The 15,927-nt window shown below is 31.8% G+C and carries 11 protein-coding genes and 1 other RNA gene; 7 read left to right on the forward strand and 5 right to left on the reverse strand.

The window, feature by feature from the left end:
• Positions 1-10: 10 nt before the first annotated feature.
• Together AJ885_RS06920 and mqnE are read right to left on the reverse strand one after the other, a co-directional pair.
• Entirely contained in the window at positions 11-1,330 is a 1,320-nt protein-coding gene (locus AJ885_RS06920) for an NCS2 family permease (protein ID WP_070280970.1), read from the reverse strand.
• A gap of 9 nt (positions 1,331-1,339) precedes the next feature.
• Entirely contained in the window at positions 1,340-2,404 is a 1,065-nt protein-coding gene (gene mqnE, locus AJ885_RS06925) for an aminofutalosine synthase MqnE (protein ID WP_070209799.1), read from the reverse strand.
• Between the two features lie 142 nt (positions 2,405-2,546).
• Here mqnE and AJ885_RS06930 point away from each other — a divergent pair, with 142 nt between their 5' ends.
• The 3 genes from AJ885_RS06930 to fumC all read left to right on the forward strand — a co-directional run bounded on the left by AJ885_RS06930 (position 2,547) and on the right by fumC (position 8,220).
• Positions 2,547-4,895: a nucleotidyltransferase gene (locus AJ885_RS06930; RefSeq protein WP_053872482.1), complete on the forward strand. Its 2,349-nt coding sequence runs from the start codon at positions 2,547-2,549 to the stop codon at positions 4,893-4,895.
• 3 nt (positions 4,896-4,898) lie between these two features.
• A complete protein-coding gene (gene glmS, locus AJ885_RS06935; RefSeq protein ID WP_053872481.1) occupies positions 4,899-6,695 on the forward strand; it encodes a glutamine--fructose-6-phosphate transaminase (isomerizing) in 1,797 nt (598 codons plus the stop codon).
• A 133-nt stretch (positions 6,696-6,828) separates the two neighbouring features.
• Entirely contained in the window at positions 6,829-8,220 is a 1,392-nt protein-coding gene (gene fumC / locus AJ885_RS06940) for a class II fumarate hydratase (RefSeq protein ID WP_002854099.1), read from the forward strand.
• Positions 8,221-8,249: 29 nt separating this feature from the next.
• Here the strand turns inward: fumC and AJ885_RS06945 are convergent, their stop codons facing one another.
• Both AJ885_RS06945 and ruvB read right to left on the reverse strand, forming a co-directional pair.
• Positions 8,250-9,293, reverse strand: a complete 1,044-nt coding sequence (locus AJ885_RS06945) for an AI-2E family transporter (protein ID WP_002881482.1) — start codon at positions 9,291-9,293, stop codon at positions 8,250-8,252.
• Positions 9,294-9,296: 3 nt separating this feature from the next.
• Positions 9,297-10,304: a Holliday junction branch migration DNA helicase RuvB gene (ruvB, locus tag AJ885_RS06950; protein WP_002862037.1), complete on the reverse strand. Its 1,008-nt coding sequence runs from the start codon at positions 10,302-10,304 to the stop codon at positions 9,297-9,299.
• Positions 10,305-10,394: 90 nt separating this feature from the next.
• Between ruvB and AJ885_RS06955 the strand changes: the two genes are divergently transcribed.
• Together AJ885_RS06955 and ssrA are read left to right on the forward strand one after the other, a co-directional pair.
• Positions 10,395-10,805 (forward strand): hypothetical protein, encoded by a 411-nt coding sequence (locus tag AJ885_RS06955; RefSeq protein WP_002783915.1) that lies wholly within the window; start codon positions 10,395-10,397, stop codon positions 10,803-10,805.
• Positions 10,806-11,164: a transfer-messenger RNA gene (ssrA, locus tag AJ885_RS06960) on the forward strand.
• 85 nt (positions 11,165-11,249) lie between these two features.
• Here ssrA and AJ885_RS06965 read toward each other — a convergent pair.
• Complete coding sequence (locus tag AJ885_RS06965; protein ID WP_070274155.1) at positions 11,250-13,334, reverse strand: RNA degradosome polyphosphate kinase; 2,085 nt, start codon at positions 13,332-13,334, stop codon at positions 11,250-11,252.
• Positions 13,335-13,522: 188 nt separating this feature from the next.
• On the opposite strand from AJ885_RS06965, the gene nrfH reads away from it, so the two are divergent.
• Both nrfH and AJ885_RS06975 read left to right on the forward strand, forming a co-directional pair.
• Entirely contained in the window at positions 13,523-14,038 is a 516-nt protein-coding gene (nrfH, locus tag AJ885_RS06970; RefSeq protein WP_070209796.1) for a cytochrome c nitrite reductase small subunit, read from the forward strand.
• Positions 14,039-14,052: 14 nt separating this feature from the next.
• Positions 14,053-15,885 (forward strand): ammonia-forming cytochrome c nitrite reductase subunit c552, encoded by a 1,833-nt coding sequence (locus tag AJ885_RS06975; RefSeq protein WP_070209795.1) that lies wholly within the window; start codon positions 14,053-14,055, stop codon positions 15,883-15,885.
• Positions 15,886-15,927 lie beyond the last annotated feature (42 nt).

A 15,927-nucleotide genomic window follows, 5' to 3' on the forward strand; every position in this document is an offset into this window, starting at 1 on the left:
TATCCTTAATTTATTGTAGTGCCATAAGTAAAAAATTACCCAAAGATAATAAACTTAAAACTATAATGCCAAGATTGATTTTATTCCATTCGCGTTTAAAAATTCTTACAAGTAAATAAGAAAGAAAACCAAAAGCAAAACCTGTGGTAATGGAGTAAGTAAAAGGCATCATGATAATAGTAAAAAAGCTTGCTACAGCTATAGCATTATCTTTAAAATCTATATTTTTAACTTCCATAAACATTAAAATTCCAACCATTATAAGTACGGGGTATATTGCATTTGCAGGAATGGCTTTAAAAAGTGGCAGTAAAAAAAGTGTAAAAGCAAAACAAATAGCTACAACTAAAGCTGTAAGCCCCGTTCTTCCTCCACTTTCAACACCTGTAGTGCTTTCTACAAAAGCAGTAACTGTAGAAGTGCCTGTCATAGCTCCTAAGGCTGATCCTGTTGCATCTGCCATTAAGGTTTTGCTTAGTTTTTTTTCTCCATTTTTTGGATCATCAAAAATCTTTCCTCTTTCACCCACACCTGTGATAGTTCCTATACTATCAAAAAGTTGAGTGATGAAAAAAGTAAGAATTATAGGTATCATAGTAATATTTAAGGCGCTTTTGATATCAAGTTGTAAAAAGATGGCTCCTAAACCATTTTCCATGCTAAAATTTGGCAAAGAAAAGATTTGCACAGGAAAACTTGCATTATCTAAATGAAAAATCCAAGCGATAATAGAGCTTACTAATACCCCCAAAATAAAAGCTCCGCGAAGTTTTATAGCCCAAAAAAAGATGATTAAAGCTAGGGTAAAAATTCCAAAAAGCACATGAGGGCTTTTGAAATTTCCTATGCTGACTAAAGTATCTTTATTATGCATTATCACACCCATTTGACTTAAGCCTAAAAATGCAATAAAACAACCTATGCCCGCACAAATTGCAAGGCGTAAATCTTTTGGGATATTGCGGATTACCCAAAGGCGAAAATGTGTAAAAGAAAGTATGAGAAAAATAATACTTGAAATAAAAACAGCTCCTAAGGCACTTTGCCAAGCTATGTTTTGACCTAAACAAACCGCAAAGGTAAAATAAGCATTTAAACCCATTCCCACACTCATAGCTACAGGAGTATTGGCGAAAAAAGCATTAAAAGCACTTGCAACTATGGTGATTAAAGCTGTTGCGGTGATTAAAGCTTCTATAGGCATTCCTGTATTTCCTACTATGCTAGAATTTACAGGGATAATATAAACCATAGCCAAAAAAGTAGTAAGCCCTGCTATAACTTCAGTTTTAAAACTCGTATTGTTTTCTTTGAGTTTAAAAAAGTCCATTTTTTCTCCTTAGTAGGTTTTTAGCTCGTTATATAAACTATCGCGTTCTACAGGAATAAGATTTGAAGTTTTTATCATATCGATAAAAGTTTTTAAACTTGTGCCTTTGGCAGATTTTGCACCACCTGCGCTTTGTATGCTTTCTTTTTCTATAGTGCCATCTAAATCATTAGCCCCAAATTCTTGTGCTACCATGGCTAAATTTAAAGTCATTGTTGCCCAGTAAGCTTTGATATTTTTAATATTATCAAGCACTAAACGAGCAATGGCAATGGTTTTTAAAATTTCTTCACTATCCATGATTTTATCAATTTGTATAAAGCTATTATTCCTTTGCCAAACTAGAGGGATAAAAGCATTAAAACCACCAGTTTGATCCTGAAGATCACGCAGTCTTAACATATGATCGATCCTGTGACGTCTTTCTTCTATATGCCCAAAAAGCATGGTAGCATTACTTTGCTTGCCTTTTTCATGCCAAAGTTTATGAATTTTAAGCCAATTTTCACTGCTAACTTTTCCATGGCAAATTTTCTTACGCACTTCTTCATCAAAAATTTCAGCTCCACCGCCTGGCATGGAATCAACGCCGTATTCAAGCATTTTTTCTATCACTTCTTCATAGCTCATTTTAAAACGACGATGTAAAAAATCAATCTCAGCAGCAGTCATAGCTTTCACATGAAGATTGGGATATTTTTCTTTTATCATTTTAAAAATTCCTAAGTACCATTGCCAAGTTGTATCTTTGTTGTGAGCTGAAACGATATGCACTTCTTTGGTTTCTCGTTTTACGGTTTCATCAACAATTTTCATGATTTCTTCATGAGTCATCAAATAAGGATTAGGATTTTTTCGGTGTGCTGAAAAGGCGCAAAATTTACAGGTATCTGCACAGATATTGGTTGGATTGATATGGCGATTAATATTAAAATAAACTTTTTTTCCATGAAGTTTGGTGCGTTTTTTGTGAGCGTATTTGCCTAGGGTAAAAAGATCTAAATCCCAAAGTGCATTGGCTTCTTCTTGGTTTAATCTTTCTTCATTTTCTAGTTTGGTAATTAAATTTTTCATTTTAATTTTACTCTTTTGCTGTTTTTAAATAAAGCATTATAATTTTTGCTTACTGAAAAAGAGTTTATAGAAAAAGCCAAAATAAAAGATATTTTTGTTAAGATTATTATTAAAATATTAAAATTTAAAGAGAGTGGAAATTTTGTTAAATAAAGAATTAGAAATTTTTAAAAAAAATCTTAGTTCCTATACCCAAAGTTGTAGAAAATTTTTTCTTAAGCAAGGGGCGTTTAGCTTATATCATTCTAAAAATATGGATAATTTCATAAAAAAAGCTTATGATATAGTTCTTAAAGATTATTTTGATGATTTTTCACCTCCAAGTGATAATATCCCTTTTTGTGTTTTAGCAAGCAAAGCATATGCAAACAATAGTCTTTGTTTTAATGAAAGTATTTCTTTGATTTTTGTTTATAAAGATATTAAGGCTTTTCATTTAAAACCTATGATTAAGGCTTTTATCGAAATTTTAAATGATGCGCATTTGCAAATTGACTCTGTTATCTTAGAATTTAATGGACTTTATAATGCTAGCAATGAGCTTAAGACTTCTATAATACAAACTCGTTTTATATGTGGTTCTAGGATTTTATTTAAAGGGATTAAGACGAAATTTGAGAGTATTTTAGAAGAAAATAAAAATGATTTTGCCAAGCTTTTGTTAGAAAATTTTAAAGAATTTGATATTCCATTTATAAAGCAAGAATTTAATATCTTAAAAGATTTTGGCGGATTAAATCATTTAAGATCCTTAGAGGGTTTGCTTGTTCTTTTTAAGACTTCTCCAAAAAATTATGCTTTAAATTTTATAGATGAAAAAAATTTAAGCGAGTTACGTTTAGCTGGAGACTTTTTACTTTCTTTAAAATCAGCGATGAATTTATTAAGTGCTAAAGATGAGGATGAGTTTTTACTTATTAATGTTCATGACTTGAGTGAATTAATGTATAAAAAAGCTAAAAAACATTTTGGAGCAAATGAGTTGTTGGTTCAAAAGGCTTTGCAAAGTATGCATACTATAGGTTTTTATACACACTTTTTAGCAAAGCAAATTCAAGATGGATTAAATCATACTCTTAAACAAGAATATAAATTTAAAACTCTTGTGGAAGTTTTAGAATACTTATTAAAACTTGAAGATAAACAGGTTATTTTCGATCTTAACTTGGTTTTTGCCCTAAGAAGATTGAAATACGGTAAAAAAGATATAGAAAAAGCTTTAATGCTTTTTGAGAAAATTTTTTATAAAAGGCATAGTTTTTGTGTTTTAAAGCTTTTGCTTGATAGTGGAATTTTAAAAGATTTATGCAAGCCTTTTTGGACAGTTCGTTTTTTAAGTGATGAAGAAGGAAATTATAGTTTTGATGAGCAAGTTTTTCTTATGTTAAGTGAATTTGAAAAATACGAAGATGAGCTTGAGATACTCCAAAAACTTAAAACCGATGAAAAAATGATTTTAAAGCTTGTGATACTTTTAAGCGCTATAGAAAGTGAAAATGAAATTTCTTTAGCAGGCATATATAGAGCGTATTGCTCCAAATTTGATTTAAAGAATGAAATTTTAGAATGGGGTCTTAAAATATTTAAAAACAATAATGCCTTAAAAGATCTTGTAGAAAAAGAAGATATATATAATCCTATTGTTGTAAGTAGCTTGGTTTCTAAACTAGAAAATTTAAAAAATTTAGAGCTTTTATACACTTTAACTTGGCTAAAGGCTAAGGCTTTAAATTACAATGCTTTTTATTTTAGGGTTCTTGATAAACTTTTAGAAAATGCAAAACAAGGTTTTGAAGATGAAAATCTACTTGAAGAAAGTGCAAGAAGAGTAAAAAAAGAATTAACACTTAAAAGAAGTAAGATTTTTTTAGAGCAAGATGAAATTTTGCAAGATAAAATCATACATATCAAATCAAATCTTTTTATTATAAAAAATACTTTTGAAGATATTGTTATGATTTCTAAATTAGCCAAAGAAAATGATTTTAAATTTTGGTTTAGTAATGAAACAAATCTTAGTTTGCAAATTGTTGCACCACTTCATTTTAATATCGCTATTATTTTAAGTTCTTTAACAAATTTAAATCTTATTTTCATGAATTTTTTTGAACTTTTTGATGATAAAATTTATTTAAGGTTTGAATATGATAATATTATCAGTGATGAGCAAAAACTAAAACTTTGCGAGCTTTTAAATTCAAATCTTTCTGGTTTTAATTTGAAAAAAATTAAAAAGCCAGTCATTAAAAAAGATGAGTTAAAATTAGACTTAAATTATTCTAAAATGTATGCCAAATTAGGTCTTAATACTAAAGATCAGCAGGGTTTAATGGCGTATTTGATGAATGTTTTTAATGAACTTGAACTTGTTTTATGCGCAGCAAAAATTCAAACCATAAGACAAAGGACGCGCAATATTTTTATTTTTCAAAAGAATGAAAAATTAGAACATAGCGAGCAAAAGCTAGTTAATTTATTAATAAGTGAGTAAAAAATGTGTGGAATCGTAGGCTATATAGGAAATAATGAAAAAAAACAAATTATACTAAATGGACTTAAAGAATTAGAATATCGTGGCTATGATAGTGCGGGTATGGCAGTGATGCAAGAAGGCGAACTTAGTTTTTTTAAAGCTGTAGGAAAACTTGAAAATTTGGCGAATAAATGCATGGATTTTGAAAGTCAAGGTTATGGTTTTGCTATAGGTCATACAAGATGGGCAACTCATGGTAAGCCTACTGAAATCAACGCACACCCTCATTTAGGACAGTACTCTTGCGTAATTCACAATGGCATCATAGAAAATTATAAAGAAATCAAAGATAAACTTGAAAAAGAAGGCGTGAGTTTTTTAAGCCAAACAGATACTGAAGTTATTGTCCAGCTTTTTGAATTTTATGCAAGAAATTTGGGAGTTTTTGAAGCTTGGCAAAAAACCATCAAAGAACTTCGCGGTGCTTTTGCTACTTTGTTAGTAACAAAAAAAGATCCCCATCATGTGTATTTTGCAAAAAATGCTGCTCCTTTGATTATCGGTAAAAATGCAAATAAAGAATGGTATTTTTCTTCGGGTGATGCACCTTTGATAGGAAGTTGTGATGAAGTAATGTATCTTGAAGATTTAAGTTTAGGCTATGCGAGTAAAGATGAGCTCGTTGTTTATGAAAATGACGTTTTAAAATCACTTTGTTTTTCTAAGCTTTCAGGTGATAAGGCTTATGCAAAAAAAGATGGCTTCCGCTTTTTTATGGAAAAAGAAATTTATGAACAAAGTCGCGTTATGAGTGAAGTTTTAATGGGACGTATTCAAGGCGATGAAGTCGTTTTTGATGAGCTAAACAATGAAGATTTAAGTCAAGTAGATGAAATCACGCTTTGTGCTTGTGGAACAAGCTATCATGCTGCAATGGCAAGTGCTTATTTGTTTGAAAGAATTGCTAAAGTTAAAGCTAAGGTAGAAATTGCAAGTGAATTTCGATACCGTGAAGCAATTATAAAAAAAGATTCTTTATTTATCGTTATTTCTCAAAGTGGAGAAACAGCAGACACTTTAGAGGCTTTAAAGATTGCAAAAGAGCAGGGTGCTAAGACTTTTGCAATTTGTAATGTGGATAATTCTAATATAGTGCGTTTAGCACATCTAAGTCTTTTAACTCGTGCGGGTATAGAAAAAGGAGTTGCTTCAACTAAAGCTTTTGCCACTCAGGTTTTAACACTTTGGATGCTTGCTATTTTTATGGCGCAAAAAAGAAATTTAAATGTTTCTGCTGAAATTAAAGCGCTTTTGCATACTCCAAATTGTGTGAGTGTAAAACAAACTTTACATGAAAAAATTCATCGTTTATCCAAGCGTTATTTAGATGGACATGGCTTTTTCTTTATAGGTAGAGATGTGTTTTATCCTTTGGCCTTAGAAGGAGCTTTAAAACTTAAAGAATTATCTTATCTTCATGCTGAGGGTTATCCCGCAGGAGAGATGAAACATGGCCCTATTGCTCTGGCTGATTCTAAACTTTATACTATAGCTTTAATGCCAAAGCATATGCTTTATGAAAAAACAAAATCAAATGTTGAAGAGCTTATAGCTAGGGATTCTACAGTGCTTAGCATTTCGCCTTTAGAATTTGATTTGAGTGATGATTTTATAAAAACCAATGAGCAAGATCACTATATGTGTGAATTTTTTGAAATGATGGTAATTACTCAACTTTTAGCAATGGAAATTTCTATAAGACTTGGCAATGATGTGGATATGCCAAGAAATTTGGCTAAAAGCGTAACAGTCGAATAATCCGTGCAGTTTAAAGAAACTGCACATAACTTTCAAATACTTCAAAAATTATAAATAAATTTTAAATTATAAGCTAATTTTATGCTTATTTTTGCTTAAATAATTCTAACAATATTTCTAGAAAGGAAACACTATGGAATACAGAGTTGAACATGATACCATGGGTGAAGTTAAGGTCCCAAATGACAAATATTGGGGAGCGCAAACTGAAAGAAGTTTTGAAAATTTCAAAATCGGTTGTGAGAAAATGCCAAAGGTTTTAATCTATGCTTTTGCAAATCTTAAAAAATCTTTAGCTTTAGTCAATAACAAACTTGGCAAACTTGATGATGCTAAAAAAAATGCTATAGTTCAAGCTTGTGATGAGATTATCGCAGGTAAATTTGATGATAATTTTCCACTTGCGATTTGGCAAACAGGTTCAGGTACGCAAAGCAATATGAATATGAATGAAGTTATTGCAAATCGTGCCACTGAAATCATGGGCGGAGATTTTCGAAAAGAAAAGCTTGTACATCCAAATGATCATGTTAATATGAGTCAAAGTTCAAATGATACTTTTCCAACTGCTATGAGTATCGTTGCGGTTGAGCAAGTAGAGAAAAAGCTCATCCCTGCGCTTGATGAGCTTATTGCAACTTTTGAAAAAAAAGTAAAAGAATTTGATGGTATTATCAAGATAGGACGCACGCATTTACAAGATGCTACGCCACTTACTCTAGCACAAGAATTTAGTGGATATCTTTCTATGCTTTTGCATTCAAAAGAGCAAATCATCGCTTCTTTACCAACTTTAAGAGAACTTGCTATAGGAGGAACCGCAGTAGGAACAGGGCTTAATGCGCATCCAGAATTAAGCCAAAAAGTAAGTGAAGAACTAACTCAACTTATAGGTACGAAATTTGTTTCAAGTCCAAATAAATTTCATGCTTTAACAAGTCATGATGCGATCAATTTCACTCATGGAGCTATGAAAGGTTTGGCTGCAAATTTAATGAAAATTGCAAATGATATAAGATGGTTAGCTTCAGGTCCAAGATGCGGTCTTGGTGAGCTTATCATCCCTGAAAATGAGCCAGGAAGTTCGATTATGCCAGGTAAGGTAAATCCTACTCAGTGTGAAGCTGTTACTATGGTTGCTGTACAAGTGATGGGAAATGATGCAGCTATCGGATTTGCAGCAAGTCAAGGAAATTTTGAACTTAATGTGTTTAAGCCTGTGATTATTTATAATTTCTTGCAAAGTCTTGATTTGTTGGCTGATTCTATGCATTCATTCAATATCCATTGTGCTGTAGGTATAGAACCAAATCGTGCAAAAATCGATCATAATCTTCATAATTCTTTAATGCTAGTTACCGCTCTAAATCCACACATAGGTTATGAAAATGCTGCTAAAGTAGCCAAAAATGCCCATAAAAAAGGTATTTCTTTAAAAGAAAGTGCAATGGAGCTTGGTTTGGTTAGCGAAGAAGATTTCAATAAATTTGTTGATCCTACTAAAATGATAGGCCCAAAAGCTTAGAACATAAAACTTGCCTTTTTTAAGGCAAGTTAAATTAAATTCTTATCTTTTAAAATCACATACATTCTTAAAGTTGATACAAAAAAGGTTAAAATCGCAGGACCTAGTATAATACCCCAAAAACCAAAGGTAGAAATTCCTGCTATCATAGCCAAGAAAATTAAAAGTTCGTTGATTTTGGTTGGGGTTTTTACAAGTTTTTTGTTGATCCATTTGATGATTAAAGGTTTGATTAAAGTATCTGCTATAAAAGAAATTACAATTACAGAATAAATAAAAATAACAAGAGCTGAGTTAAGATTGTTTGAGGCAAATTCATAAAGACTTACAGGCACATAAATTAAAGCTCCTCCTATAGCAGGTATGAGAGAACTTACAGCAAAAATTACTCCCATTAAAATTCCATCATAACCATAAAACATTGTGATTAAACCAAAAAGTGCACCTTGAAATATCGCTACAATCACCATAGAGTAAAGCACAACAGCCATAACATTACCCACTTCACTTAAAACATCATCGAGTTCTTTTTTATCAATAGGAATGATGGATTTAAGATAGATAACAAGTTCTGTTCCATATAAATTTGCAAAGAAGTAAAACACACAAATTAAAACCATATCTATAAGAAATTTAGCTCCTGATTTTGTAAAACTTGAAGCATAACTTAGAATTTGTTTAGAAATGCTATTTAAATCTATAGAAGCTAAAAATTCTTTGATTTTAGGTTCTAAAAAATTAAAGCTTTCAGGCAAGGTAAATTGATAGTTTTTGACATAATCAAGTGTTTGTGTGACTAAATTGATATCAAAATTCTTTAAAGCTTTGGCAAGTTCTATCATGGCATAAACAAAAGGTGCAAAGAAAAGCAAAACCATGCAAGCTGTTGTAAAAATGGAAGCTAAAAATTTATGTCCTTTAGTAAGATTTAAAAATTTTGCATTGATGTTTGAGGTAGCTACCGCCATTAAACTAGCTATGATAATCACAAGTAAAAAACCTTTAAAAAGATAAAGCAAAAGAAATAAAATAACTAAAATAAAGCTTATAAGAAAGATTTTTCCATTTTGCAAAATTTACTCCTCAAATAAAGTTTTTTCATAGTTTAATTTTAAAGCACTATAGCTTTTTGTGCTAGCTATACGCCCTTTTGCAGTGCGTTCTATATAGCCATTAGCAAGCAAATAAGGCTCGATTACATCTTCTATGGTATTTTCATCTTCGCTTAAAGCCGCAGCAATACTTGCAAGCCCGATAGGTTTTTGCTTAGCAGCGGTTAAAAGTTCAAGATATCTTAAATCCATCGCATCAAAACCAAGCTCATTAACTCCTAAAGAATTTAAGGCCTCATTAGCCCTTTTTTCTGTGATAATCTCTTCATCATTAACATCAGCAAAATCTCTTACCCTTTTTAAAAGCCTTAGAGCTATTCTAGGGGTTGAACGACTTCTTTTAGCGATCTCAAGTGCGGCTTTTTCTTCGCAAGTTTTATTAAGTTTTAAAGCTGCTTTTTGCAAGATGAGAGCAAGTTCGCTATCTTTGTAAAATTCTAATCTAAATTGCATGCCAAAACGATCTCGCAAAGGATTACTAAGCATACCTGCACGTGTTGTAGCCCCTATAAGAGTAAATTTTGGCAAATCGATTTTTATGGTTTGAGCAGCTGGGCCACTACCTATGATAATATCAAGGCGGTAATCCTCCATCGCAGGGTAAAGCACTTCTTCGATAGCAGGGCTTAAGCGATGAATTTCATCGATAAAAAGTATATCTCCTTCGCTAAGATTAGTTAAAATAGCGGCTAAATCCCCGCTTTTTTCTATCATAGGAGCGGCGGTTGTTTTGATATTTGCACCCATTTCATAGGAGATGATATTAGCTAGTGTTGTTTTTCCAAGTCCTGCAGGACCGCTAAAAAGTATATGATCTAAACATTCATTGCGTTTTTTAGCTGCAGCTATAAAGACATTTAAATTTTTTTTAATGCTTTCTTGACCTATATAACCATCAAAATTTGAAGGACGCAACGAAGTTTCGTAAGTTTCATCAAAGGAGTATTTTTCTATTTCTACTATTCTATCCATATCTTTGCTTATATTTTGGAAAAATTAAAATAAGATTTTAGCTAAAATTTGCTAGAATTTACATTAAACTTTAATGATTATGGTTTAAAAATGGGAATTTTAACAAAATTAGAATTAGATTATGAAATTGACGATATAGAAAAATTTTTACAATTTTTTAGAACCATGTGCGATAGGTTTGAACCTTTAATCATCAAGCTTGGAAGCGATAGTGTGCGTTATAAAGAAGCTATAAAAGAGCTTGAAACTTTAGCACACAATACCGCTTGGGCAGCAAGACGTTTAAATCTTGAAGAAGTGACTGATTTTTGTGTATTTTGTGAAGAGATGATGGCGCAAGCAAATCGCTTTAACGGACCTGCTAGTGATGAATTTACGGATTGGATGCTTTTGATGAGCGATCAGTTTGAAAAATATTGTCGTTCATATGAAAATGATGATTCTGTTTTAGCGGTTTTTAATCCTTTAATTGTTAATGTTCCAAATATTATTTCTAAATAAGGGAGCGACTTGGCTTCGACAGGAGTAAGTCTGCTTAGATGGCATGTCGCTTTGGGCAAAGCGTAAAAAGCCCAAATAAAATTAAACGCAAACAACGTTAAATTCGCTCCTGCTTACGCTAAAGCTGCGTAAGTTCAGTTGAGCCTGAAATTTAAGTCATACTATCTAGCTTAATTTTCGGTCATTTTTGATAGTGTAGCCTTGCGTTTGACAAGCGTTGAGGTGAAATAAAGTCTTAGCCTTGCTTTTGAGTTTTGGAAGATGAGCGAAGTAGGGTGAAGTAGTCATCTTTGCTAAGCATGTAGAGATCTTTGTGGGATTATTTTTGGACAGGGGTTCGATTCCCCTCGCTTCCACCAGTTTTAAAATTAATATTTATTGAAATTTGAAGATTAATAAAAATTCATAGTTTAAAGTTTTTAAGGTATAAAACCCTAAAAACTTTTAGTTTTCTTTGAAAAGTTTGGAAGCTAAGTGCGTTGCACGACTTTGATCTGTATCTTTTTTAAGTGTTTTATAAATTTTACTTACATATTCTTCTAAGGTTTGTTGAGAATCTATGGTTTTTTCAGAAGAAGGAATTTTTTCATACTCTCCAATGTTTTTAAGCTCATAAGCTAAAACATTATCGCTAAGTTGTAAGCGTAAAAATTGAGCTAATTTAGCTTTGCTTCTTTCATCATATATAGGAGTCATAAGTTCTAAGCGACGCTCTAAATTTCTTGGCATCCAATCTGCACTCGATATAAAATAATTTGGCTCACTATGTTTAAAATAAAATACTCTAGCATGTTCTAAGTATTTTCCTATGATGCTTCTAACGCGTATGTTTTTGCTGTATTCTTCATCAGGTTTTAAGCAACAAATTCCGCGTATGATAAGATCGATTTGTACTCCTTCCATGCTTGCTTCATAAAGCGCTTGTATGATATCACTATCCACAAGAGAGTTCATTTTAGCTACAATCACACCTTCATTTTTTTTGCTTGTTTCAATGCGTATCATTTCTAAAACTTTTTCTTTGATTTGATTTGGACTCATTGAAAGAGTTTGAAGACGACGGTTTTTACTAAAGCCTGATAAGATATGAAAAAATTTTGTCGTATCTCTTGCAAATTCTACTTTGCTTGTAAAATAACTCACATCAGTATAGATTTTAGCACTGCTTGCATTGTAGTTTCCTGTGCTTAAATGCATATAAAATTTAAGCTTATCCCCTTGTTTGCGTATGACTTGAGAAACCTTAGCGTGGACTTTAAAACCTGTAATGCCATAAATAACATGAGCTCCGGCATTTTCTAAAGCTTTCGCCCAATGAAGATTATTTTCTTCATCAAAGCGTGCTTTTAATTCTACCATCACAGTTACTTGTTTTCCATCGCTTGCAGCATCAATTAAAGCTTGAACTATATTGGAATTTTTTTCAACTCTATAAAGTGTCATTCTTATGGAAATTACTTCAGGATCTTTGCTTGCTTCTTTGATAAATTTATAAACTGGATCAAAACTTTCAAAAGGTTGTATAATGAGTATATCTTCTTTTTCTACAGCATCAAAAATAGATAAATTCTCATCAAAAGGTGGTAAAGTTTTAGGCGTGTAAAGTGGGCTTAAAAGATGTGTAAAGGTTTTATTTCCTGCGATTTGCCAAAGGCTAGGGAGATTGAGTAAAATAGAATATTCATAAACATCTTTATGAAAAATTTTCATGTGAGTATTAAGAAATTCTACGATTTGTTCATCTGCATCTTTTTGAATTTGCAATCTTACAAAAGCTCCTTTTCTGCGAAGCTTCAAGCCTTGTTCTAAAATCATCATAAAATCATCAGCTTCTTCCTCTTCTATTACCATATCTGCATTTCTAGTCACTCTAAATGCTGCTGAAGCTAAGAGTTTATAGCCTGGAAAAATTTCTTCTGTGTGTTGATGGACTATACTTTCTATAGGAACATAAATATTTGCACTTACTTCATAAAAACGAGGTAAAACTCTTGGAATTCTAATCATTCCAAATTTTACAAGCTCAGGATGTGCTTTATCGCAAATTTTAACCGCTAGTGAAAAAGATAAGTTATTTAAATGTGGAAAAGGGTGAGTAGCATCAACAGCTATTGGAACAATAACAGGAAAAATATTGGAGAAAAAATACTCATCACATTTTTGTTTTAAATTTTCATCTAAATTCTCATAATGTTTTATGAAAAGATTTTCTTTTTCTAATTCACTTGTGATTTCATTAAAATAACGCTCCAAAAGCTCTTTTTCTTGGTGTAAGTATTTGCGTATGGCTTTTAATTGTTGTAAAGGGGTCATTTTATCACTACTGCTTGCATTAACCCCAGCTGAAAAAAGTTGTTTTAAGCCTGCGACGCGTATCATATAAAATTCATCTAAATTAGTGCAATATATAGCTATAAATTTTAATTTTTCTAATAAGGGTAAATTTTTAGAACATTGGTCTAAAACACGAGAATTAAAGCGAAGCCAAGAAAGTTCGCGATTGATAAACATATCAGGACTTATTTGCATTAATTTTTCCTTTTTTTTGTTATATTTTATCATTTATTTTAAAATTATTGAATAAAAGTTTCAAATTTTTTAGGTTAATTAAGAGTAAATATATCTTTAAAATTATATTAAATTCATCTATGTTAAAATTACAAAATTTATTTCTGGGAAATTCTGTGACATTATTGTTCTATTGAAGATTTTAAGAAATGATAATTTTAAGGAGGAAAATTTTGAAGAAAACTTCGAATCTTTTTACTATTTTTCTTGTTTTGCTTTTTGTTTTCTTTGCGGTTGGGTTTTATACTTTTTATAACGCTAAGGGCACATCTTATTTAAGCAATGCAAGCGAATCTTGTAATAACTGCCATATTATGAATGAAGTTTATAATGAATACATGGCAGGGCCGCACTCTCAAAAAGTCAAAGGCGAACCTAGGGCAACTTGCGTGGATTGCCATTTGCCACATAATTTTGTAGCTAAGTGGATAGCTAAAGCTCAAAGTGGTTTAGGGCATGCTTATGCTTTTACTTTTAAACTTGATGAGTTGCCTACAAATTTGAGTGCGACTGAAAAAAGCAGAAAAATGATGCAAGAAAACTGCATACGCTGTCATGCAGATTTTGCTCAAACAGCTATCAATGCTACAACAAATCCACATGCAGACAAGTCATTAAATTGTGCTTCTTGTCATAAAGATGTTGGACATAAACACGGAATTTAATAAGGAGAAGATGAATGAAAAAAAATATTTTACGCTTGGGTATTGTTGTTTTGGTTTTACTTATAGCGGGAGTTTTATGGCTAAATAATGATATCAATCAAAAAAAAGAAGATGAAGCAAATAAAAATGCTATTGCAGCAAATGCTGATTTTTCTTTACTTAGCGATGATGATCCAAATTTTGAAAAATGGGGTAAGGTTTTTCCAGAGCAACTAAAAATGTATTTAACGGTTGAAAAAGAAGAGCCTAAGGCTACTGAATTTGGCGGTAATTTAGCTTATTCAAAATTGATTCGCTTTCCTCAATTAACTATACTTTGGGCAGGATATCCTTTTAGCCTTGATTTCAATGAAGAAAGAGGACATTTTTGGGTCCAAGTAGATCAAATGAAAACAGCAAGAAACAACAAAGATTTTCTTAATGCCCATGGACTTGCTGCTTTTAAAGGTCAACCTGCAGCTTGTATGAATTGTCATAGTGGATGGACTCCATGGCTTATAAAAAATGTTGCTAAAGGGGATTTTACTGCTTTTAATTCTACAAATTATTGGACTATGATTAAAAATATCCCAGCTGTTGATGGTATAGTAGAAAATTCACCTGAACATGCAGGCCCACATGGTGGTAAAAGAATGGGCGTAACTTGTGCAGATTGTCACAATCCAAATGATATGAGTTTAAGACTTACTCGTCCAGCAGCTATTAATGCTTTAGTTTCTAGGGGATATGAAAAAGATCCGGTACAAGGCGTAAAAGCTACAAGGGAAGAAATGAGAACTTTAGTTTGCTCTCAATGCCATGTTGAATACTATTTTAAACCAACAGGGGAAAAAGTAAAAGTAATGGGTGAAACTATTGTAGATGATAGTTCTAAAAAATGGTGGAATGGAACTCAGAAAAATTATGATGAGTATGAATTTTGGAGAGATGGAAATAAAGCTAAAGAGATTGAAACCGATGGTATAGTTTTAACTTTTCCTTGGAGTGAGTGGAAAAAAGGACAACCATTTAGAATTGAAATGCTAGATGATTATTATGATAAAGTTCGTGGAGTATTTGGAGCTGATTTTACTCATAAATTAACAGGGGCACAAATTATTAAAATTCAACATCCAGAAAGTGAACTTTATAGTGGCGGTGTGCATGCTGCAAATGGAGTAAGTTGCGTGGATTGTCATATGCCTTATGTTAGAGAAGGGGCTAAAAAGGTTACTCAACACAATATCACTTCTCCTTTAAGAGATATTAACTCTGCTTGTAAGTCTTGTCATAAACAAAGTGAAGATTATTTAAAAGCTCAAGTGCTTGACATACAAAATAGCGTTGCGCATGATCAAAGAACTGCAGAGTACGCAATTGTTAGTTTGATTATGGATGCTAAAAAACTACGCGATGAATTAGGCAATATGGAAAAATTCCAAAGCGATGGAAAAGCTGATGCGAAAAAAATTAGCGAAGAACTAAAAGAAGTTTTAGAACTTCATCGTAAAGCCCAAATGAGAGCGGATTTTGTTAATGCTGAAAACTCAACTGGTTTCCATAATCCTCGCGAAGCTTCAAGAATGTTATTGCAAGCTGTTGATATGGCAAGAATAGGACAAACTAAACTTGTAGAAATTGCGACAGCAAATGGAATTAAAGATTTTAAAACTTCAAATTTAGGTTTTGAAGATATTCAAAAATTTAATCCAGGAGAGCTTTACTATAAAGTAGATGTTAATGGCCATAAAGCTGGAGAGCGTTACTATGCAGATGAAAAAGATGTTAATGGTAATCCTCCAAAAGAACTTTTAGAGCATGATAAAGAGCTTGTTCCTTATAATTATCAAGTGATTGATAAAAAATAATTCTTAAGCCCTATAAATCATAGGGCTTTTTCTTTTATTTGT

The sequence above is a fragment of the Campylobacter sp. BCW_6464 genome, from assembly GCF_001762775.1.
GTDB lineage: Bacteria > Campylobacterota > Campylobacteria > Campylobacterales > Campylobacteraceae > Campylobacter_D > Campylobacter_D jejuni.